The organism is Aquifex pyrophilus (assembly GCF_054656935.1).
On the sequence record NZ_BAAHXJ010000005.1, the window covers coordinates 417820 to 437136 of the forward strand.

Here is a 19317-nt window from a genome sequence, read left to right on the forward strand (position 1 = left end):
GGATGCGGGGAGCAATATACGCAAGATATTCAACCGAGAAGCAAAATGCAAAATCAATTGAAGACCAGATTCGTATTTGCAGAGATTACGCTGACAGAAACGGAATAACTATCGTAGCTCACTACACGGACAGAGAAAGAAGCGGATACACGCTGAAAAGGGAAGGGCTTTTAAAGCTCCTTGGAGACGCAAAGAAAAAGCTTTTTGACACTCTTCTTGTTGAACACACTTCAAGGCTATCCCGAGACGGGCTGGAGCTAAGAAGGCTAATCAAAGAATTTCAAAAGCTCGGAATAACAGTTATTTTCGTTTCTCAGAACCTCAGAACCGACAGGCAAGAAGACATAGCCCTTATTAAACTATTAAATGTAGTTGACGAACAATATATAGAGGGGATAAGAATAGCAACAAGGAGAGGACTGGAGGGAGCCCTTTTGAGGGGGAAGTGGGTATCGTCCGCTCCGTATGGCTACAAAATGGTAAACAGCACACTTCAAATAAACGAGGAAGAAGCTAAAGTAGTGAGGGAAGTTTTTGAGAGATATGCAAACGGAGAGGGCTTAAGACTCATTTGCTACTCCCTTAACGAAAGAGGCATAAAACCGAGAAGGGCAAGAACCTGGAGCACATCAACGCTTTCGGGCATACTCAGAAATCCTATTTACAAAGGGCAAATAGTCTGGGGGAGAAGAAAAAGGATAGAAGACGAGAAGATAGTTGTGATACAAAATCCTAAGGAGCCCGTAGTCCTTCCCGCCCCCCATCTTGCGATAGTCCCCGAGGAAATTTGGGAAAGGGCAAACAAAAGGCTTGAAGAAAACAAGTATAAAGGAAGACACAAAAAAGTTAAGCATACACATCCCCTTGCGGGGATAGTCATCTGTGGGCACTGCGGGAAACCTCTCGGCAAGGAGAGGAACAGGCTAATATGCTACGAACACAGAACGAAGAAAGCCTGTGATTTTGATTTCAGGCTTGATTATGATGTTGTTTTATCTTTCGTCCTGAAACTTGTGAAAGAGTTTATTTTGGAAAGAAAGGAAGAGATTCTTAAGGCGGTTAAAAGACTGAAGACGGGAACGGATAAGCAGGAGAAAATAGCCAAGCTTGAGAAAAAGCTTGAAAACTTACTCGAGCTTTACGCCGAAGCTCCGAGCGATACGTTAAAGAGAAAAATCAAAGAAATAGAAAAGGAAATAGAGAAACTCAAAGGAGAAAACGAGTCGTTTAGCTTTGACCTTAACAAGGCATTAGAAAATCTTGAAAAACTTTCCTGGAGAGAGCCCGAGTTTGTTAACGAGACTCTAAAGACCTTTATCAGGGCAATAATTGTAAGAAAAAAGGACGATGCAATTATTGATATGAAAGTAGAAGCATCCCCAATTTTAGCCAGAGTTCTGCAGAAAGTGATGGTGAGCCGGGCGGGACTCGAACCCGCGACCCACGGCTTAAAAGGCCGTTGCTCTACCAACTGAGCTACCGGCTCTTGGAAGCTCAACTGGTGGAGCGGAGGGGACTCGAACCCCCGACCTCCGACATGCCATATCGGCGCTCTCCCAGCTGAGCTACCGCCCCTTTGCCAGAAATAAAATTATAATCCGGAAGGAAAGAAATTTCAAGTATCATTCCTTATTCTTAATCTTTTCCCTTATCCAGTTAAGGAATTCTTCTAACTTCATACTTCCGAGATTCCCCTCTTTCTTTGTTCTTACTGATACCGTTCCGCTCTCCGCTTCCCTGTCTCCCACAACGAGTATAACGGGTATTTTCTTGAGCTCCGCTTCCCTGATTTTTGCGTTCATTCTCTCCTCCCTGAAGTCCGCCTCCGCCCTTATGCCGTTTTCCTTCAGGTATTCAAGAACCTTTTTAGCGTAATCGTGATGGCGGTCCGCTATGGGAACAATCATAACCTGCGTGGGAGATAGCCATATGGGAAGGAGTCCCGCGTAGTGCTCAAGGAGTATCCCCGTAAAGCGTTCTATTGAGCCAAGGAGAGCCCTGTGAATCATGTAGGGCCTGTGTTTCTTGTTATCCGGACCAACGTAGGTCATATCAAACCTTTCGGGCAGGTTGAAGTCAAACTGTATCGTTGAAAGTTGCCAGAATCTACCTATGGCGTCCTTTACCTTAACGTCTATTTTCGGTCCGTAGAAGGCTCCTCCTCCTTCGTCAATCTCGTAGGTGTATCCGAGGTCCTCTATAGCCTTCTTCAGGGCGTTCTGGGAAACCTCCCACTGCTCGTCCGAGCCTATTGAGTATTCGGGTCTCGTTGAGAGGAATATCTTAAACTCGTTAAATCCGAAGTCCTTTAAGGTGGTGAGGGCAAAGTCAAGGGTTTCCCTTATAACGTCATTTACCTGCTCGGGGGTGCATATTATATGAGCATCGTCCTGGGTAAATCCCCTCACCCTGAGAAGTCCGTGGAGAACTCCCGAAAGCTCATACCTGTAAACGGTTCCCAGTTCAAAGAGTTTTAAGGGAAGCTCTTTGTAGCTTCTCACCCTGCTCTTGTATATGGCTATGTGGAAGGGGCAGTTCATGGGCTTTACGTAATACTCCTCCTCGTCTATCTTCATAGCGGGAAACATGTTCTGTTTATAACACTCAAGGTGTCCGCTCGTCTCCCACAGCTTAGACTTTCCTACGTGGGGGGTGTAAACTAGCTGGTATCCCCTTTTGAGGTGCTCTTCTCTCAGGTAATCTTCAAGAACCTTTCTGTATATAGCTCCCCTCGGAAGCCACAGAATAAGCCCCGCTCCGACGTTGTCGTCTATAGTGAAGAACTCAAGCTCCTTGCCGAGCTTTCTGTGGTCCCTCTTCTTGACCTCCTCGTAGAACTTTAACCTCTCCTTTAGCTCCTTATCGCTCCAGAAGGCAAGCCCGTATATACGTGTGAGCTGGGGCTGGTCGCTCCTTCCCTTCCAGTAGGCCCCCGATATTGAAGTTAACTTAAAGGCTCCCGCTTTGCCCGTTGATGGGAGGTGGGGACCCTTGCATAGGTCTATAAAGTCCCCCTGCTCGTAAACCGAGATTACCTCATCCTCGGGAATCTCCTTTATTATGTCTATCTTGTATTTCTCTTTCAGCTCGTCAAATAGCTTTATTGCCTCTTCGCGGGACAGCTCCTTTCTAAGAATCGGGTAATCCCTCTCTATTATCTCCTTCATCTTTTTTTCTATTTTCGGTAAGTCCTCTTCGGTTATCTTGTGCCCTTCAACCTCAACGTCGTAGTAAAACCCCTCTTCTGTCGTCGGACCCACACCTAGGTGAACCTTTTTAGTTCCGTAGAGCTCCTTTAGGGCCTGAGCCATTATGTGGGCAAGGGAGTGCCTCATTATCTCAAGGCTTTCCTTACTTCCCCTGTAAACGGGCTTTATCTCACCCGATTCCCTTACGGGTGTCTGAAGGTCTATAATCTTTCCATTTATAACCCCACCGAGGGCATCCTTTATTCCCGCAAGCTCAAATATCTTTCCGAGGGGTGTTCCCTTCTCTACCTCGTACTCCTTTCCGTTTATAATGACCTTAATCTTTTCCATAGTTAAATAAGATATTAGAAAAAGTATGTTCAAGTATGTTTTAGGTATAAATCTTCTTCTTGCGGTTCTAAGGATTCTTTACATACTCCTTTATCCCATAGACCTCTCCCCTGAAGAGGCCCAATACTGGGACTGGTCAAGACATCTTGACCTTAGCTACTACTCAAAGCCCCCCATGGTCGCATACATGAACTTCTTATCAACCGCCATATTTGGAAATACCGAGCTCGGAGTAAGGATTAACGCTGTTCTCCTTTCCTTCCTCCTCTCTCTCATAACCTATAAATTCGTTAAGGAGATTTACGATGAGAAAACCGCCTTCCTTTCCTCGGTTATTCCCAATATACTCCTCGGTTTTTCAATAAACTCCCTCTTATTCACAACCGATTCTCCTTTAATATTCTTCTGGGCCTTGTCCTTAATATTTCTCTATAAAGCGGTTGAGGAAAACAGATTAATACCCTGGATTTTTACGGGAATTTTCGGGGGACTTGCCTTTCTTAGCAAGTATCCCGCCGTATTTCTTCTTCCCCTCGGAGTTTTATACGTTTTTATCGTAAGAAGAGAGCTCCTGAGGGACATAAAAATTTACTCTTCCATTTTCGTTGCTTTTATCCTTTCCCTTCCCGTTCTTATCTGGAATATAAAACATGACTTCATATCCTTCAGACACGTGTCAAACCTTGCGGATAAGGGGAGCTCCTTTCCCAACATCTCCGCATTCCTTGAGTTTTTAGGGGGACAGGTCTTAATTCTTTCCCTAATTCCCTTCTTTTTCGTAATTTACGGATGGTTTAAAACCTTCTTTACAAGGGATAAAAGGGATATCTTCCTTACAGTTTTCTCCTTTCCCGTGTTTCTATTCTTCTTACTCCTCTCCCTGAAAAAGAGGGTTTACGCAAATTGGCCCGACTTTGGCTACTACACAGCGGTAATTTTATTCTCAAGGCATTTCCTGAACGCTCCGAAATTTCTAAAAGTTATAACGATTTTTATCGGAGTATTTCTCACAATTCTCATTCACTTTACGCCCCTTTTGGACTTAATCGGTCTTAGAAAGCTTCTTCCCCCGAAGAGGGACCCGACGAAGTTCCTCGTTGGATGGGAAAAGCTCGGGAAAGAGGTGAGCGAGCTTCACACAAAGGATAAATTTATACTCTCAAGTGCTTACCAGATTTCCGCGGAACTTGCCTTTTACGTTGATGGAAATCCGAGAACTTACGTGTATCACGTAAACAGATATACCCAGTATTATCTATGGAGAGAGGGATTAAAAAGTTATAAAGGCAGTGATGCCCTTTTTGTGAGCTACGGAGGTATTCCCAAAGAACTTATGAAAAGCTTTAAAGATAAGGCGTTTATAAAGAGAGTAGATATTTTCTGGAGGGGGAAAAGGGTGAGAAGCTTTTATATTTACTTACTGAAAGGATTTAAGGGAGAGCTGTATGAAAAGCCCGAAGGCTATTAATAAACTTATAAGTTTCATTCTGAGTTTATACCTTCTCGGTTTTTTCCTTTACAACATTCTCCCTTTTTCATACTTTGATACATATTTTGAGCCTAAGGATAGGCTTGCTCCTAAACCTTTTGTGAGAAAGAATTACTACCTGTTGGGGGTGAAAGCTAATTTTCTCCCCGATGAACGGATGCTTTCGTTCTTTGAATCAAAAAATATTAACGTAATTTACGGATTTTTTCCCTTTGAAGATAAGGTAATATTCAAAAACCTCCCCAAAGCCCCCGAGTGCAATCTCGTATTTACTTCAGATATAAATCCGTTGATAAAGTTTTTTAACTTTATTTTTGATTACCTCCCTAAGAAATCCTTAGGTGAGGAATTCGATTCCTATGTAAATTTTATAAGTACCGACAAAATAAGGTGCAATGTATTGGTGAGCGATGTAAATCTTTCAAGGGCACTGATAGATTTCGAAATAGATACCTCGAGGAATATGACATACAGAAGATTTTATGAAGGAATTGAATTAAATAAGAACGTTATAATTAACGGAGAAAAAAGCGTTGACGTTTACGGATTTTCACCGAGGAGCTTTTACTTTCCCGATGAGTCAACCATTTATCCCTTTAAGTTATTTATAAGAAGCAACGAGGAAAAGGTTCTAATAATCCTATACAGAAACGGAGAGGTTTACAGGGTTTACGATACGGACAGGGCTGTAATAAAGGTTAATAGGGAAGGTGTTTACGCCGTTGAGGTTTACAAGTATAAGTTTTCCTGGAAGAGCTATTTCTTCGGTCTCAGGCTCATTGCCTTTTCATCTCCCATAACTCTCTTATACTGATTAGAATGAAAGTTGTGAGGGCGTTTGTGGGTTTCTTCACGAGCAAGACTATACACGAGGTTTCCGAAAGGCTTAAAGAGGAGGCTGACCTCAAGCTTATGGGAAAGTGGGTGGAACCCCAGAACCTTCACATGACCCTCCAGTTTCTCGGAGATATAACGGAACAGCAGGCTATAGACGTTATAAAAAACCTACAGGAGATTTCAAAGAGGTTCATACCCTTTAAGGTGAAGTATAAGGGACTGGGTGTTTTTCCCGATGTAAGAAACCCTCGGGTTTTATGGATAGGTGTATCCGAAGGTGCGAATAAGTTAAAGAACCTCGCAAAGGAGGTTGAAAGGAGAAACGCAAGGAGGGGAATTATCCCCAAGGGAAGCAAGAGTTTCGTTCCCCACGTCACCATATGCCGTATAAAGAGGGCGGATAAAAAGTTCCTTAACTTCATGTTGAAGAAATACAAGACGGTTGAGTTCGGTGAGGAAGAGGTAAACAAGCTTGCCTTAATCTCAAGCACCTTAACGAGCGTGGGTCCTATATACTCGGTGGTTGAGGAGTTTTACCTCGGAGGTTAAAGATGCTCACCTACAGGGATGCAGGCGTAGACATAGAAAAGGCAAACGAGTTCGTAAGGTTCATAAAGGAAAGGGTAAAGAAGGAGTTTAACCTTTCTGATTTCGGGGGTTTTGCAAGCGGATTTCCCATAAGAGGTTATAAAAATCCCTTAATCTTCACGACGACGGACGGGGTAGGCACAAAACTAATGATTGCTCAGGCAATGGATAAGCACGATACGGTTGGGATAGACCTCGTTGCGATGAACGTAAATGACCTCATAACGACGGGTGCGGAGCCTTTTCTCTTCCTTGACTACATAGCAACGGGAAAGCTTGAGCTTAGGGTAATGAAGGAGATTATGGAGGGGATAATAAAGGGGTGCAAGGAGGGAGAGGTTATTCTGGCGGGTGGAGAGACCGCGGAGATGCCCGATTTCTACCCCGAAGGCGTTTACGACCTTGCGGGATTTTGCGTGGGCATATGCGAAAAGGAAGAGGTAATAGACACGAGCGGTATAAAAGCGGGGGACGTTCTCATAGGCCTTAAATCCTCGGGATTTCACAGCAACGGATACTCATTAATAAGGAAAGTCCTTGAACTAAAAGGTATAAAATATACAGACTTCCTTGAAGATTTCGGAAAGACAGTCGGCGAAATTCTCTTAATTCCTACAAAGATTTACGTAAAAGAGATAAAGAAAATTAGAAAGCACGTGAAGTTAAAGGGGATAGCCCACATAACCGGTGGGGGAATACCAGAAAACTTAATAAGAATACTCCCCGAAAGGGTCAAGGCCATTGTTTACAAGAAGAATATTCCCCAAAATCCCTTATTTGAGTGGATTCAAAAACTCGGAAATATAGAAGAAAGGGAGATGTTCAGAACCTTTAACATGGGCGTGGGGATGATTCTCGTAGTCGATAAAGAGGACACTGATAAGGTTCTTAGACTTTCGGAAGATGCCTTTTACCTTGGTGAGATTAGGGAAGGAACAAGGGCTGTTGAGATTCTGTAGCTTTCCTTTCTGTTTTCCCTTTTACCTTTAAGGTAAAAGTATGCGTATATCATAACGAGGATAAAGAATATCATAGTCATTATTCTCACCCACCTTTTCAGCCTTGCATACTTAAACTGGTCGGACATAAGGATTATTTTAGTTTGAAAAATCTAATAGAATAGTGTTCATGCTCAGTATGACCGGTTTCGGAAAAGGAGAGGCGGAAAGCGATAACTGGAAAGTAACCGTAATGATTCGCTCCCTCAACGGAAAAGGGCTTGATATATCCCTAAGGATGCCCTCTTTTCTGGTTCCTTTGGACCTTGAGCTCAGGAACTTAATAAAAAGTAGGCTAAAGAGGGGAAGCGTAACCGTATTCGTTGACCTTGAACAAAAAACCGTGAAACCACCCGTTGATGTGGAAAAACTAAAGGCAAACGTTGAGATGCTGAAGGACCTTATACTCAGAAAGCTTTATCTTTCCCCCACGGACGACACAATCCTCAGCTACGCCTGGAAGTATTCCGAAAAGACGGAGATTGAGGTTGACGAAGAACTAAAGAACGTCGTAATAGAAGCACTGAATAAAGCCCTTGAGGAGCTTATAGAATCAAGAAAAAAAGAGGGAGAACTATTAAAGAAAGATTTTGAGGAAAGGATTAAGAGGATTGAGGAAATAGTTAACAAGATAGAGGAGGAAAAAGAGAAGATAAGGGAAAAAATTAAGGAAAAGGTTATTGAAAGAGCCAAGGAGCTTAACCTTCCGGAGGAGCACCCTACCGTTTTAAACGAGCTTATGTTCCTCCTTGAAAAGTATGACGTTAACGAAGAAGTTCAAAGGCTTAAAGCCCATATAAAAAGGTTTAAAGAGCTTTTGAACAAAGAGGGAGAGGTCGGGCGGAAGATAGAGTTCTTGGCTCAGGAGATGCACAGGGAGATAACGACCCTCGGAAACAAGATACCCGACCTCTCAGACTACACGGTGGAGGTGAAAGGGGAGATAGACAAGATAAAACAACAGGCGGCAAACGTGGAGTAATTAGAAGACAAACCTGAACTGGAACGTAATAGCATCGTTATCTATCTCGTTCCTCTCTTCATCTATCTTTTGATACTCAATTGTGAAGCTCATGAGCTTTGCCTTCGTATACCAGACGTTAACTCCAATGGATGTAACGCCTATTTTACCGAGGGTTGCCCCATCCCTTCCTTTTATATTTGGACCTATGAAGTTTGCCGCATCTCCGTAAGCCCTTCCCTGTGAGTCTTCTTTTATATCGGGGTCCCATATATAGTAGCTTATGTAGGGTTCAAACACGGTAACGCTTTTGGGATTTAATGCGTAGGCCAGCTTTGCTATAAACCAGTTGTTCTTAAAATCTTCGCTTGGCTTGTTATCATCAAGGAAAACGTTCTTAAACTGGTGCTGGCCCCACTCAACTATGAAGGCGAGGGGTCCGTAATGGAGTGCAAAATCAAGCCCGTACATAAACATATCAACGGGGTGGTTCCTCACTTTCTCGTTTGTGACGGGATTGGGGAGTATCATGTAGGGAACCCTTACCTGAACGCTTCCCGCTCCGGGCGTGGGAATACCCTTTCCATTCAGCCCCGGTGCGGGCCCCTGGGTGTCGCTTATGAGCTCCTGGTCTATGTCGTTCTGGGTTGCAAAGGAAAAACCAATTGTTATTCCCTTCCTCTTTCCTATGTAGGTATCCCTGTAGAGCCAGTTAAGACCCTTGGGTTTTCCTTCGGGTTTTCCTAACATTAAAGTGGTTCTGAAGGTATACAGGAATGTGTTTTTACTGTTGCTTCTCAGCTGAGAAAGGCATTGGGCGTTGCAGTAAGGAGATGCGTCGGTTCCCCTCACGGTCTCGTCCCAGGGCTGTTCAATTCCCTTAAAGCCGTCAAATATTCCCAGGAATGCGTCCCACGTAACTCTTCTGAATCCCTTTGCCTTGTTTCCCTTCCTTACGTGTATATATCCCCCGTAGGAGCGTCCCGTAACGTTTGCTACGGTGAGGTGAGTCCATCTCAGGGTTGCGAAGGTCCTGTCGCTTTCAAGGTTGTCAAATCCCGTCCTTCCGTACTGCTCCCTGCCGAGAGGTATTCTCGGGAAACCGAGGTGAAGGTCCCATATCCACCCCGGTGTGTTAAAGAGGTTGTGAAGGGCAAACCTCAGGTCAAGCTCGTGGAGGGCGAAATTCCTTCCTCCGAGGAGTTCTCCTTGCCTCAGGTATCCCGCAGGCTGACCACCAAAGGGGGCAACGTATGCGTCCTTTCCAGCGTTGTTCAGCCTTATCACCAGGTTGAACTTGAACCACTTGTTATAGCTTCCCCCGAAGCGAACCCTCAGCCTCCTGAACGATACGTCCGTCGTGTCATCAGCCTTTATAAAGTTGGGCCTGTTTTTGTCGCTGATGTTCTGGTGTCTTATCCAGGTTTGTATGAGGAAGTTTATATCAAGGAACTGGTCCTGGGCGTTGCTCCAGATTCTTATAGCGTGCGCGGGTTCTATAAAGGTGAGTGAAAAAAGGGAAAGCCCCACCAAAGCCTTCTTCTTCATATCTTCTCCCTCCTTACTGAACCTTTATGTAGGCGTATCCGAGCTTCTGAAGGTAGGCCACACTACCAACTCCCGAGGGGACGATTTTCACAAAGTCGTAAAGTTTGTCCCTTAGCTTTAATCTCTTTACCGTTATCCCGCATACGTAAAACTCAACACCGTATTGTCTCAGCTCTTCAAGCTTTGCCTTTATAGCCTTCTGGTCTATGGGTTCCTTCTCCCATTTTGTTCCCTTCAGGTCTTTCAGGAAGAACTTTGCTCCCGCTCCGTGTGCAACCACGACTATGTGAATCTTGAAGGGGTTGAAGTTGTAAACGGAAAGGTGATTCGTTATGTTCCTTAGCATAGTCTTGAAACGCTTCTCTTGTGGAAAGTCCGCATGGTAAATGACGTCAATTTCCGCCTTCTTTTCCATATCTTTGAAATCAAGCCTCTCAACCGCTAAAGAAGGCACGGAAAGAGCCAAAGTAAGGAGCATACCCGCCTTTAAAAGAGACCTTCTGTTCATCGCATCCACCTCCTCCCCCTCCTTTTGCAATATTTGTGCCAATAAATATTCCCTGAAAATCAAAGGGATTTAACTTTTAGGGTGTGTCAATATGGCAAGGCTTTTGCCCTTTTGGCAATCACTCTATACCGTACTTTTTCAATTTCCTGTAAAAGGTTCTGAGGGGTATGCCAAGTATCTCGGCAGCCTTCTTCTTGTTGTTGTTAACCTCCCTCAGCGTTTTTAAAATCTGTTCCCTCTCAATAAGCTCTATGGGCTTCAAGTTGCTATTGTAAGTCAAGCAGGAAAGCTCTTCCTTTTCTACAACCTCCTTTTCCTCATCCGAAAAGAGGACGACCCTCTCTATGATGTTTCTTAGCTCCCTAACGTTCCCGGGCCAGTGGTAAGAAAGGAGCACCTCTTCAGCCTCCCTTGAAAGCTCCGATAGTCTTTTTCCGTATTTTGAGGAAAACTTCCTCAAGAAGTGCTTGGCGAGGGGAATTATATCCTCCTTCCTCTCCCTCAAGGGAGGTATGTGTATCTCAACAACGTTTAGCCTGTAATATAGGTCCTCCCTGAACCTTCCCTCTTCAACGAGCTTCTTAAGGTCCCTGTTGGTTGCGGCTATTACCCTCGCGTCCGTTTTCATCTCCTTCCTTCCCCCGAGCCTGTAAAAGCTCCCGTTCTCAAGAACTCTGAGGAGCTTTGCCTGAACCGAGTGGTTGAGCTCCCCTATCTCGTCAAGGAATATGGTTCCTCCGTTTGCAAGCTCGAAGAAACCCTCCTTTCCCGTTGTCGCTCCCGTGAACGCCCCCCTCTCGTATCCGAATAGCTCCGCCTCCACAAGGTTTTCCGGTATTGAAGCCACGTTAACCGCAACCATCGGTTTTGAAGACCTATCCGAGAGCTTGTGTATATACCGGGCTATAACCTCCTTTCCCGTTCCCGTCTCGCCCGTTATAAGGACGGGGCAGTCCGCACAGGATATGCGCTCCGCTTTCCTGAGAACCTCTTTCATTGCCGGGCTTTCAAATACGTATTCCTCATACTTTTCCCTTACATACTTCTCCCTCTTCAGGAGCTTGTTTTCCTTCTTTATAGAAACGGTTTCAAAAGCTCTCTTTAGATTTATATCTATTTCCTCAAGGCTGCAGGGCTTTGTGAGGAAGTCAAGGGCTCCCAGCTTCATCGCCTCAACCGCGGTTCTTATGGTTCCGTGTCCCGTTATAACTATTACCTCTGTAAACTGGTTGTCCTTTTTTACCTTTTTCAGTATCTCCATCCCGTTTATGTCCGGGAGGAGAAGGTCAAGGAGTATTACCTCGTATCGGTGTTCCTCAAGCTTTTTAAAAGCTTCGCTTCCGGACTTCGCAAGGTGAACCTCGTGCCCCCGCAGGCTCAGAAACTCCTCAAGGAGCTTCCCAAAGGCAACGTCGTCTTCAACTACAAGAACCCTCATAACCCGCAACCTCCGGCAGACATATCCTCACAACCGTTCCCTTCTCTTTCCTTACCGTTATCCTTCCCCCGAGCTCCTCAACCAATCTCTTTGCTATGGGAAGACCGAGTCCCGTTCCCCCTTCCTTTGTTGTGTAAAAGGGCTTAAAGGCCTTATCAACGTCTTTTATCCCTTCTCCTCTGTCTTCAACTTCCCAGACTATGTTCCCGCGGTCCTTATAGAGGTTTACGTAAACCCTCTCACCCGGGGGTGATGCATCAATCGCGTTATCAAGGATATTTATGAGAACTTGTTCCATCTGCCAGGGGAACGTATAAACCTTCTCCCCGTTCAAGCTCTCCCTTACCTCAATCTTCAGGCCTTTCTTTGAAGCCTTAGGCTTGAGAACCTTAAGAACGTCAATGGTTATATCTATAGGGCTTACGTAGCGGGCTTTCTCCTTCAGGGGCTTTCCGAGTTCCAGTAAAAACCTCGTGGTTTCCGCACACTTATCAACCTGAGAGATAATCTCCCTTACCTTCTCCTTCATACCGTTATCCCTTGAGAGCATCCCGAGGAGCTCCGCATACCCCCTTATTGAGGCGAGGGAGTTATTAATCTGGTGTGCGACGAAGCAGGCAACCTCCCCCGTAAGGGCAAGCTTTGAGGTGTAATCAAGCATAACTTTAAGCTCCTTTTCCTTTGTTTTATCCCTTACGCGCCACACTACGTAAGGCTTTCCCTCTATATTCAGTATTTCCTGCATAACCTCACAGGTGTGGTTGTTCTTTATTCTTAACGTTTCGTCACTCAGGTAAAAACGCTTAAACTCAAGCTTCCTTTTTGATATATCCTCCATCTTCTTCCCGAGAAGCTCTCCCTTTCTCGTGCCGAACATCTTACACAACGTTTCGTTTACGTCTATAATCGCCCCTTTCTCGTTGAAAAGTATCACTCCGTCAAGGGTGCTCTCAAAGAGTCTGTTGTATATGCTCCTTTGCTCTTCTATCTTCTTTATCAGGTCTTTAAAGGTTTCGGTTATGAGTTTTACGTCGTCCTTGTAGTTTTTCCTCTCGTATCTCATCAGGAAGTCCTTGAACTCCTCAAGGGGTTTGAATATACGCATAAGGAGTATAAGGGAAAGGCTTCCCGCTAGGGAAACCGTTAAAAAGCCCGAGAGGAGTATCTTATCCCTCAGGGGTTCCGCCGGTTTCAAAATCTCGGAAAGGGGTCTCTCAACGTATATCTTCCGTACACCAAAATCGCTCAAAACTTTAAGCTTTTCTCCCTCCAAGATGAAAGGCTTTTTAGCCTTCAATTTATCCAGAAGCTTGGGGTTTGTGAAGGCGTAAATGTTTCCCTTTTGGGCAAGGGCTACATCCGTTCCGGGCGGGAAGATTTTCAAAAAAAGCTCCTGAAATATGCGTGTAATATCAAGGGAAAACAGGTAGTATCCCTTAAGAACGCCTTCCTCCCTGTCCTCAATAAGTATCCTCAGAAGCACACCCCCGTAATCGGTTGAGCTCGTAATTTCCCTCAGGGGTATATATTTGGGGAATCGGGGTTTTACCCTCTCCCTGCTCACAGCCTTGAGGAGCATTCCGTTAGAGGAGTAGTAGGCTCCCTCAACCACTCCCTCAAGCTCCCCCGTAATCCTCCAGATTATCTCCTCCTTTTTAAAGTTAAGTGCGGAATACTGGGCAACCGATGAGGCTATCCTCCTCTTGTACTCCTCTATCTTCCCGTTAAACCTGTTTATCAGGGTCTCGCTCTTTGAACGGAGAAGTTCAACCTCAAGATTAATGAGGTGTCTTCTGATGGAGTAGTAATTAAAGAGGCTCAGAACGAAGGGAATAACGAGGAGCAGAATTATAAGAAGGAGAACCTTGTTCTTGAGGCTCATTTTATGACCTCATCCGCGAGAACCATAAGCTCCCTGTTAAAGCCTATACCCACCTCGTAAAGGGATTTCTCGTTTATAACGAGAACGGGAGAGTAAACCTTCTCAAAGGGAACCTCGCTCACGGGTTTTCCCTTCAGGATTTTGTAAGCGAGAACGGAAGCGGTATAACCCTGCTTAAATCCCGAAGTTCCGTATCCTATGGGACATCCCTTTTTCACGAACTCAACGTTATGGCAGAATACGGGAACACCGTAAAAGCCGGCGTAATGGAGTATGTAATGGGTTAAAAAGTTTTCCGTGTAGTAGCAGGGTGTCATTATGATTGCCCCGTATCCGTCCTCCTTCATGTGGCTTATAACGAACTCAAGCTCCTTCACGTCTTTAACGTAAACGGGAACAACCTTTATACCCAGTTTCTCTCCGGTTTTTATCGTTATCCTCGCAGCCTTCTTTGAGGCTTCAAACTTGGGCGTGCAGAAAACTATTACCTTCTTGACCTCGGGGAATATCTTTGAGAAAAGCTCAACCCTTTTTGCCATTAGCTCCGCATTAAGGTTATCAACACCCGTTATATTCTCGGAAGGCCTGAGGAAACTCTTCGTAAGTCCCCACTCCTTTATGGACGTTCCCCCCAGTATTACCACGGGAACAATCTCGTTCACACCGTATTTTTTCAGGAAGTAGGCCTCTATGCTCCCTCCAGCCGCAACGAGTTTATACCTTCTTATATTTCTTTTTATCTTTTTTATTAATTCCTCCAAAGTCTTCAAATTGTTATCGCCTATATATACGTCAATTTTTATATTCTTAATTCCCAAATCTTTTAATCCTTTCTTAAAACCCTCAAGCTTCTGTAACCTTCCCTTCCCTGTTAAGAGAACAGCTATTCTGTCCTCTTTTTCAGAACAGGAGATAAGAATTAAAAGAATGAGTAAGAGAAATAACCTCACAAAGAATAAAGATAAAGGAAAGAAGAAGGGAAGAGGTTAAAAAATCCTTAAAAACCTCATAAAGCTTACTTAGCCGCCTCCTCCATTATGCTCCTTATGGTGTTTTCTATCTCCTGGGCAAGTTCCTTGAACTCCTCAGCCTTATACATATTCAGGAGTTCCGTCGGCGCTATCGTGCTGAGAACAACCTTTCCATCCTGTTCGTAAACGGATATCCTGCAGGGCATAGCGGTTGATATATCCGCTCTCTTTGATAAAACGGTGCTTGCGGCCTTGGGCTGGCATATCTCAACTATCGTGCACTTGTAGCTTATGGGCATGCCTTTGCTTTCAAGAATCTTGTGAACCTCGTGAACGGACATGACACCAAATCCCTTCTCCTTTGACTTTTCCTGAACGTCCTGAACGACCTTCTCAAAATCCTTCTGCGTCTCCACGTTTATCAGCATCTTTCCACCTCCTTACAGGTTTTTTAATAGTAAATACTAACATAACCTTACAAGGTCAATGATTAACGTCTTGTTAATTTCACGTTCAATTCACGCTAAATTAGGAGGTTGAGGAGGCAAACCCCTCCGCATATCCTTATAAATCAACATGGTGTTTATGCTCATCTTACTCCTCTCAATCCCTCTTATGGCTGGAGAGCTTGAAAGCCTTATAGAGAAGGCCTTAAGGAACAACAAACTCATAGAAGCTTACGACTTAAGAAAGAAAGCTTTCCTGAACAAGGGGAAGTTTTACCTCTCGCTTCCGAACCCCCAGATAAGGTTCACATTAAGGAACTTTGATACGGAAGTGCCGATAGCGAGAAAGGAAAACCCGATGAGCTCTTATGCCTTCACCCTCTCGCAGGCATACATACTCAGGGAAAAGAGGGAGAGGAAATACAGCGTATTTGAAGGAAAAGCCCTTGAGGTTGACGCAAGGAAAAAGGTATTCCTGAACGAGATAAGAAGGGATTTATCCCTTTTCTATTACGACTTTCTCCTCACCCTTGAGAAAGAAAAAATTCTGAAAGAAATCCTTCGGGATTTAAAACTCTTAAAGGATATCACCGAGGAGAAATACTCATACGGGAAGGCTCTCCTTTCAGACCTCCTTCTCCTGAAAGGGGAAATCCTGAAAACGGAAAGGGCTATAGAAAAGGAAAGGGCAAAGAGGGAAGAAGTCCTTTCCCGTATATACGCACTCACCTACGAGAAAGTTCCCCTCAGGGGAGAAAGACTAACGCTCATGGATTTTCCAAAAGCCTTTGACCCCGAAAGGAGTGTATATATGGAGGTTCTAAAAAGAGAGCTTGAGCGTATTATAAGGGAATACAGGTATGCTAAGGTCATTCACAAGCCTGACATTAACTTCCTCGTTGATTACGCTGTAAGGCCGGACCTCCCCGATATGTTCTCCGTAGGCGTTGCGATAACCCTCCCCGTCTGGTATGAAAGAAGGGAGAGGTTTCTCGTTCTTGAGGCTAAGGAGAGGATAGAGGCAAAAAAGAGGGAAATTGAGAACCTTAAGGTTAGACTGAGGGAGGAGTTTGAAGGGCTAAAGAGGGAGTATAACCTCCTCAAAGAGACACTTTATAAGCTCAGAAAGGAGATAGAGGTAAAGAAAGCGGAGATTGGAGCTCTTTTTATAGCCTACAAGTATGACAAGATTGATGTAAGGGAAATTTTAAGAGCTTACAGGATTTTATGGAAGCTGAAGCTTGATGAGGTTTCCCTTATAACTTACATGAACAAGCTCGTTGTGAAAGCGGAGGCACTGCTATGAGAAAAGTTTTCCCCCTACTTTTTCTTCTCATTATTCCCTTTTTCGGGTTCTTTAAGAAGGATTATGAGGAGGTTTTGAGGTTCAAAAAGAAAGGTATTGAGGTAATCCTTTACTCCGAAACGGGGAGCATAAAAACGGGCGGAAACAAGATAAAGGTTGTTGTAAAGCCCCCCAAGGAGATTAAGGAGTTTTACTTTTACATGCCTCCCATGCCGGGGATGAGCGAGATGAGGGACGTGGCAAAGCTTGAAAAGATATCGGAAGGGGTTTACGAGGCCAGTTTAAACATAAGCATGGACGGACCCTGGCAGATAAGAGTTGTTTTTTCGGATGGAAGCATGATAACTCACGACGTATTCGTTCCCATAGTCAAAGGGAAGATGGAAAAACCGGCGGTAATGGTTCACGGAAACCACATAATGGTTTCTCCCGAAAAGCTCCAGCTAATCGGTGTAATAACGGAGCCAGTAAGGAAGCTAAAGCTTGAGAAAAGGTTTTTCACGGTGGGTTATATTGATTACAACCTCTCAAAGGTTCACGATATAACTGTGCGTGCGGATGCCTGGGTGGAAAATACCTTCGGAAGGTTTGAGGGTGAATACGTGAAGAGGGGAACGCCCCTCATGAGGATTTTGAGCCCCGATATGAAGATAGCTCTTGAGGAGTACGAACACGCAAAGAGGATAGGGGACAAGGAGCTTATGGAGAAGGCAAGGAGAAAGCTTGAGTATTACAGAGCCAGAAGTATTATCCGCTCTCCCATAAGCGGTGTAATCCTGAAGAAAAACGTTTACGACGGGGGATTCGTTAAGGAGGGATTTGTGGCCTACAGAATTGCGGACATATCCGAGGCGTGGATTGTTGCGGAAATTCCCCTGAATAAAGCGGGATATATATATAAGGGAACGGAGGCGGTAATCGTTCCCGAGGAAAATCCCCACCACGTTATTCACGGAAAAGTTGATTATATATTTCCCGAAGTTAACAAGCTCTCAAGAACCGTTAAGGTGAGGATAAGGGCAAAGAATAAAAATCTTATGCTTAAGCCAAACTCTCTCGTTGAGGTTAGGTTTCACATTCCCCTGGGAGAGGTTCTCGCGGTTCCCGAAACAGCTGTGATAGATACAGGAAGGAGAACGGTCGTCTTCGTTGAGATGGAAAAAGGCATGTATATGCCCGTTAACGTAAAACTCGGAAGAAAGGGAGAAGGTTATTATGAGGTTTTACACGGACTGAAAGAGGGAGACAGAGTAGTCGTTAAGGGAACTTTCCTCCTTGATGCGGAAGCCCAGATAAGGGGACTTTACGGGGAAGCTGCAGCGCCTGTTCACCACCATTATCATGCACCTATGCAACAACCTAAACAGCATACGGGACATGAACACCATACTATGCCTTCACAGCAGAAGCACTCTGGAGAGCATAAACACATGGATATGGAAGAGAAAGATAAGGGAAAAGCTCATGAACATTAACCTTTAGGAGGTGTGTTATGAAGTTTTTAACTTTCTTTCTTGCTTTATCTTCTTTCATATCTGCTAATGTAGTTCTTGAGGCCTTTTACAATCCCCAGTGCGGTTGCTGTCATAAATACTTCAAAAAGTTAGAAAAGGAAGGCTTCACAATCAAGAGAAATCCCATACCTTACAGGGAGCTGGTTCAACTCAAAGCCTACCTGGGTATTCCCCTTGATAAACGCTCCTGTCATACGATGCTAACGAAAGACGGAAAGGTGATAGAGGGGCACGTCCCACCCAAAGCAATAAAGGAAGCTTTAAAGAAGAAAGATGTAAGGGGAGTTTACTCCCCTCACGGCCATAAAAGTGCTGCGGGAGAGTATGAAGAGGATTACGAGTTTTTCAAGTGATTACTTCTTCCTCTTTGGCGCTAAGACGAATATCATGAAGTTCCCTTCCTTCTTTGGGGGAACTTCCACTTCCGCCAGGTCCTGAAGCTCGTTTATTATCCTTTCCGCGAGCTTTTTCCCGAGCTCGGGGTATATGTTTTCCCTTCCCCTGAACCTCAGCCACACCTTCACCTTATCCCCTTCCTCAAGGAACTCCCTCATGTGTTTCAGCTTAACCTGGAGGTCGTGCTCATCAATCCTTACCTTCATTCTTATGTCCTTTACCTCTATCTGGTGCTCCCTCTGTTTCTTCCTCGCCTCCCTCTCCTTCTTCTTCAGTTCGTACTTGAACTTTCCGTAATCCATTATCTTACATACGGGTGGGTTTGCCTGAGGTGCTATCTCAACGAGGTCAAGTCCTTTTTCTTCCGCAATCTTCAGGGCCTCCTCAAGGGGAACGATGCCTATCTGCTGGCCGTTTTCGTCAATCAGCCTGCATTCCTTTGCCCTTATCTGCCTGTTTACCCTGTACTCCTTTAACTTACCCATACAACCTCCTCTATAAAGTTTTTATCAAAACAAAACTCGCAAGCAAGAAGTTGATAAAGAGAATAAAAAGGGATACATAAGACATATTCCTGAACCTCACCCTGTCGGGGTGATAGTAATCAAGTTTCTCTATATCTCCGAGCCTTCTCTTAAACTCCTTCAGTTTCTTTGACCAGAAAAGGTTTGCTCCCAAGCCTAAGATTAATATAAGACCTTTGGTAAACTCAAACAACAAGGTGTAAATCAGAAGAAGGAATAAAGAAATTCCGTAAAATCTCCATAAAATCTTTCCATAAAAGTGCCCCGCAATATTCTTATTTTTCTCCGTTTTTAGGAGAACGGGGGATACCACGAATATGAGTAAAAATAGGGAACCCGTGTAGAGGGAGAGGATATACTCAGCCATGCTTT

General features: G+C 44.5%; 18 protein-coding genes, 2 tRNA genes and 1 pseudogene. 9 read left to right on the forward strand and 12 right to left on the reverse strand.

The window, feature by feature from the left end; translation table 11 throughout:
- Positions 1–2 precede the first annotated feature (2 nt).
- Positions 3–1004, forward strand: a pseudogene (locus ACYQZ0_RS05935) (recombinase family protein); the annotation flags it as partial.
- Between the two features lie 406 nt (positions 1005–1410).
- Here the strand turns inward: ACYQZ0_RS05935 and ACYQZ0_RS05940 are convergent.
- The 3 genes from ACYQZ0_RS05940 to thrS form a co-directional block, all read right to left on the reverse strand.
- A tRNA-Lys gene (locus ACYQZ0_RS05940) sits at positions 1411–1486 on the reverse strand.
- A gap of 13 nt (positions 1487–1499) precedes the next feature.
- A tRNA-Ala gene (locus ACYQZ0_RS05945) sits at positions 1500–1575 on the reverse strand.
- A 47-nt stretch (positions 1576–1622) separates the two neighbouring features.
- Positions 1623–3539, reverse strand: coding sequence for a threonine--tRNA ligase (gene thrS, locus ACYQZ0_RS05950; protein ID WP_459775686.1), 1917 nt, complete (start codon positions 3537–3539; stop codon positions 1623–1625).
- 25 nt (positions 3540–3564) lie between these two features.
- Here thrS and ACYQZ0_RS05955 point away from each other — a divergent pair, with 25 nt between their 5' ends.
- Genes ACYQZ0_RS05955 through purM form a run of 4 tightly spaced genes read left to right on the forward strand, consistent with a single transcriptional unit; the run spans position 3565 to position 7412 of the window.
- On the forward strand, positions 3565–5007 hold the full coding sequence (locus ACYQZ0_RS05955; RefSeq protein WP_459775687.1) for a glycosyltransferase family 39 protein: 1443 nt from the start codon (positions 3565–3567) through the stop codon (positions 5005–5007).
- Entirely contained in the window at positions 4985–5842 is an 858-nt protein-coding gene (locus ACYQZ0_RS05960; RefSeq protein WP_459775688.1) for a hypothetical protein, read from the forward strand. The genes ACYQZ0_RS05955 and ACYQZ0_RS05960 overlap by 23 nt, the downstream gene beginning before the upstream one ends.
- Before the next feature lie 5 nt (positions 5843–5847).
- On the forward strand, positions 5848–6414 hold the full coding sequence (gene thpR, locus ACYQZ0_RS05965; protein ID WP_459775689.1) for an RNA 2',3'-cyclic phosphodiesterase: 567 nt from the start codon (positions 5848–5850) through the stop codon (positions 6412–6414).
- Positions 6415–6416: 2 nt separating this feature from the next.
- Positions 6417–7412 (forward strand): phosphoribosylformylglycinamidine cyclo-ligase, encoded by a 996-nt coding sequence (purM, locus tag ACYQZ0_RS05970; RefSeq protein WP_459775690.1) that lies wholly within the window; start codon positions 6417–6419, stop codon positions 7410–7412.
- Here purM and ACYQZ0_RS05975 read toward each other — a convergent pair.
- Positions 7364–7540 (reverse strand): hypothetical protein, encoded by a 177-nt coding sequence (locus ACYQZ0_RS05975; protein ID WP_459775691.1) that lies wholly within the window; start codon positions 7538–7540, stop codon positions 7364–7366. The genes purM and ACYQZ0_RS05975 overlap by 49 nt on opposite strands.
- Before the next feature lie 41 nt (positions 7541–7581).
- Between ACYQZ0_RS05975 and ACYQZ0_RS05980 the strand changes: the two genes are divergently transcribed.
- Complete coding sequence (locus ACYQZ0_RS05980) at positions 7582–8433, forward strand: YicC/YloC family endoribonuclease (protein ID WP_459775692.1); 852 nt, start codon at positions 7582–7584, stop codon at positions 8431–8433.
- Here the strand turns inward: ACYQZ0_RS05980 and ACYQZ0_RS05985 are convergent, their stop codons facing one another.
- From ACYQZ0_RS05985 to ACYQZ0_RS06010, 6 genes are all read right to left on the reverse strand, one after another.
- A complete protein-coding gene (locus tag ACYQZ0_RS05985; protein ID WP_459775693.1) occupies positions 8434–9960 on the reverse strand; it encodes a porin in 1527 nt (508 codons plus the stop codon).
- 13 nt (positions 9961–9973) lie between these two features.
- Entirely contained in the window at positions 9974–10468 is a 495-nt protein-coding gene (locus tag ACYQZ0_RS05990) for a DsrE family protein (protein ID WP_459775694.1), read from the reverse strand.
- 118 nt (positions 10469–10586) lie between these two features.
- The gene (locus ACYQZ0_RS05995) at positions 10587–11906 is read right to left on the reverse strand and encodes a sigma-54-dependent transcriptional regulator (protein WP_459775695.1); all 1320 of its coding nucleotides are present in this window, start codon (positions 11904–11906) and stop codon (positions 10587–10589) included.
- A complete protein-coding gene (locus ACYQZ0_RS06000) occupies positions 11887–13788 on the reverse strand; it encodes a sensor histidine kinase (RefSeq protein WP_459775696.1) in 1902 nt (633 codons plus the stop codon). Before ACYQZ0_RS06000 ends, ACYQZ0_RS05995 begins: the two co-directional genes overlap by 20 nt.
- Positions 13785–14738, reverse strand: coding sequence for an ABC transporter substrate binding protein (locus ACYQZ0_RS06005; RefSeq protein WP_459775697.1), 954 nt, complete (start codon positions 14736–14738; stop codon positions 13785–13787). The genes ACYQZ0_RS06000 and ACYQZ0_RS06005 overlap by 4 nt, the downstream gene beginning before the upstream one ends.
- 65 nt (positions 14739–14803) lie before the next feature.
- Complete coding sequence (locus tag ACYQZ0_RS06010) at positions 14804–15187, reverse strand: DUF302 domain-containing protein (RefSeq protein WP_459775698.1); 384 nt, start codon at positions 15185–15187, stop codon at positions 14804–14806.
- A gap of 157 nt (positions 15188–15344) precedes the next feature.
- Here ACYQZ0_RS06010 and ACYQZ0_RS06015 point away from each other — a divergent pair, with 157 nt between their 5' ends.
- From ACYQZ0_RS06015 to ACYQZ0_RS06025, 3 genes are read left to right on the forward strand one after another with little or no spacing between them, the layout of a single operon-like run.
- Entirely contained in the window at positions 15345–16511 is a 1167-nt protein-coding gene (locus tag ACYQZ0_RS06015; RefSeq protein ID WP_459775699.1) for a TolC family protein, read from the forward strand.
- Entirely contained in the window at positions 16508–17986 is a 1479-nt protein-coding gene (locus tag ACYQZ0_RS06020; RefSeq protein ID WP_459775700.1) for an efflux RND transporter periplasmic adaptor subunit, read from the forward strand. Before ACYQZ0_RS06015 ends, ACYQZ0_RS06020 begins: the two co-directional genes overlap by 4 nt.
- A gap of 17 nt (positions 17987–18003) precedes the next feature.
- The gene (locus ACYQZ0_RS06025) at positions 18004–18378 is read left to right on the forward strand and encodes a DUF411 domain-containing protein (RefSeq protein ID WP_459775701.1); all 375 of its coding nucleotides are present in this window, start codon (positions 18004–18006) and stop codon (positions 18376–18378) included.
- Here ACYQZ0_RS06025 and infC read toward each other — a convergent pair whose 3' ends face one another.
- Together infC and ACYQZ0_RS06035 are read right to left on the reverse strand one after the other, a co-directional pair.
- Positions 18379–18906, reverse strand: a complete 528-nt coding sequence (infC, locus tag ACYQZ0_RS06030; RefSeq protein ID WP_459775702.1) for a translation initiation factor IF-3 — start codon at positions 18904–18906, stop codon at positions 18379–18381.
- Between the two features lie 10 nt (positions 18907–18916).
- Complete coding sequence (locus ACYQZ0_RS06035; protein WP_459775703.1) at positions 18917–19312, reverse strand: hypothetical protein; 396 nt, start codon at positions 19310–19312, stop codon at positions 18917–18919.
- Between the last annotated feature and the right edge of the window lie 5 nt (positions 19313–19317).

What these genes read in the sequence shown, in the direction of transcription:
- ACYQZ0_RS06020 (WP_459775700.1), top strand. Translation starts at nt 16,508, where the DNA reads ATGAGAAAAGTTTTCCCCCTACTTTTTCTTCTCATTATTCCCTTTTTC.
- infC (WP_459775702.1), bottom strand. Translation starts at nt 18,906, where the DNA reads ATGGGTAAGTTAAAGGAGTACAGGGTAAACAGGCAGATAAGGGCAAAG.
- thpR (WP_459775689.1), top strand. Translation starts at nt 5,848, where the DNA reads ATGAAAGTTGTGAGGGCGTTTGTGGGTTTCTTCACGAGCAAGACTATA.
- ACYQZ0_RS06035 (WP_459775703.1), bottom strand. Translation starts at nt 19,312, where the DNA reads ATGGCTGAGTATATCCTCTCCCTCTACACGGGTTCCCTATTTTTACTC.
- ACYQZ0_RS06000 (WP_459775696.1), bottom strand. Translation starts at nt 13,788, where the DNA reads ATGAGCCTCAAGAACAAGGTTCTCCTTCTTATAATTCTGCTCCTCGTT.
- thrS (WP_459775686.1), bottom strand. Translation starts at nt 3,539, where the DNA reads ATGGAAAAGATTAAGGTCATTATAAACGGAAAGGAGTACGAGGTAGAG.
- ACYQZ0_RS05955 (WP_459775687.1), top strand. Translation starts at nt 3,565, where the DNA reads ATGTTCAAGTATGTTTTAGGTATAAATCTTCTTCTTGCGGTTCTAAGG.
- ACYQZ0_RS05975 (WP_459775691.1), bottom strand. Translation starts at nt 7,540, where the DNA reads ATGTCCGACCAGTTTAAGTATGCAAGGCTGAAAAGGTGGGTGAGAATA.
- ACYQZ0_RS06010 (WP_459775698.1), bottom strand. Translation starts at nt 15,187, where the DNA reads ATGCTGATAAACGTGGAGACGCAGAAGGATTTTGAGAAGGTCGTTCAG.
- ACYQZ0_RS06025 (WP_459775701.1), top strand. Translation starts at nt 18,004, where the DNA reads ATGAAGTTTTTAACTTTCTTTCTTGCTTTATCTTCTTTCATATCTGCT.
- purM (WP_459775690.1), top strand. Translation starts at nt 6,417, where the DNA reads ATGCTCACCTACAGGGATGCAGGCGTAGACATAGAAAAGGCAAACGAG.
- ACYQZ0_RS05960 (WP_459775688.1), top strand. Translation starts at nt 4,985, where the DNA reads ATGAAAAGCCCGAAGGCTATTAATAAACTTATAAGTTTCATTCTGAGT.
- ACYQZ0_RS05995 (WP_459775695.1), bottom strand. Translation starts at nt 11,906, where the DNA reads ATGAGGGTTCTTGTAGTTGAAGACGACGTTGCCTTTGGGAAGCTCCTT.
- ACYQZ0_RS05985 (WP_459775693.1), bottom strand. Translation starts at nt 9,960, where the DNA reads ATGAAGAAGAAGGCTTTGGTGGGGCTTTCCCTTTTTTCACTCACCTTT.
- ACYQZ0_RS05990 (WP_459775694.1), bottom strand. Translation starts at nt 10,468, where the DNA reads ATGAACAGAAGGTCTCTTTTAAAGGCGGGTATGCTCCTTACTTTGGCT.
- ACYQZ0_RS05980 (WP_459775692.1), top strand. Translation starts at nt 7,582, where the DNA reads ATGCTCAGTATGACCGGTTTCGGAAAAGGAGAGGCGGAAAGCGATAAC.
- ACYQZ0_RS06015 (WP_459775699.1), top strand. Translation starts at nt 15,345, where the DNA reads ATGCTCATCTTACTCCTCTCAATCCCTCTTATGGCTGGAGAGCTTGAA.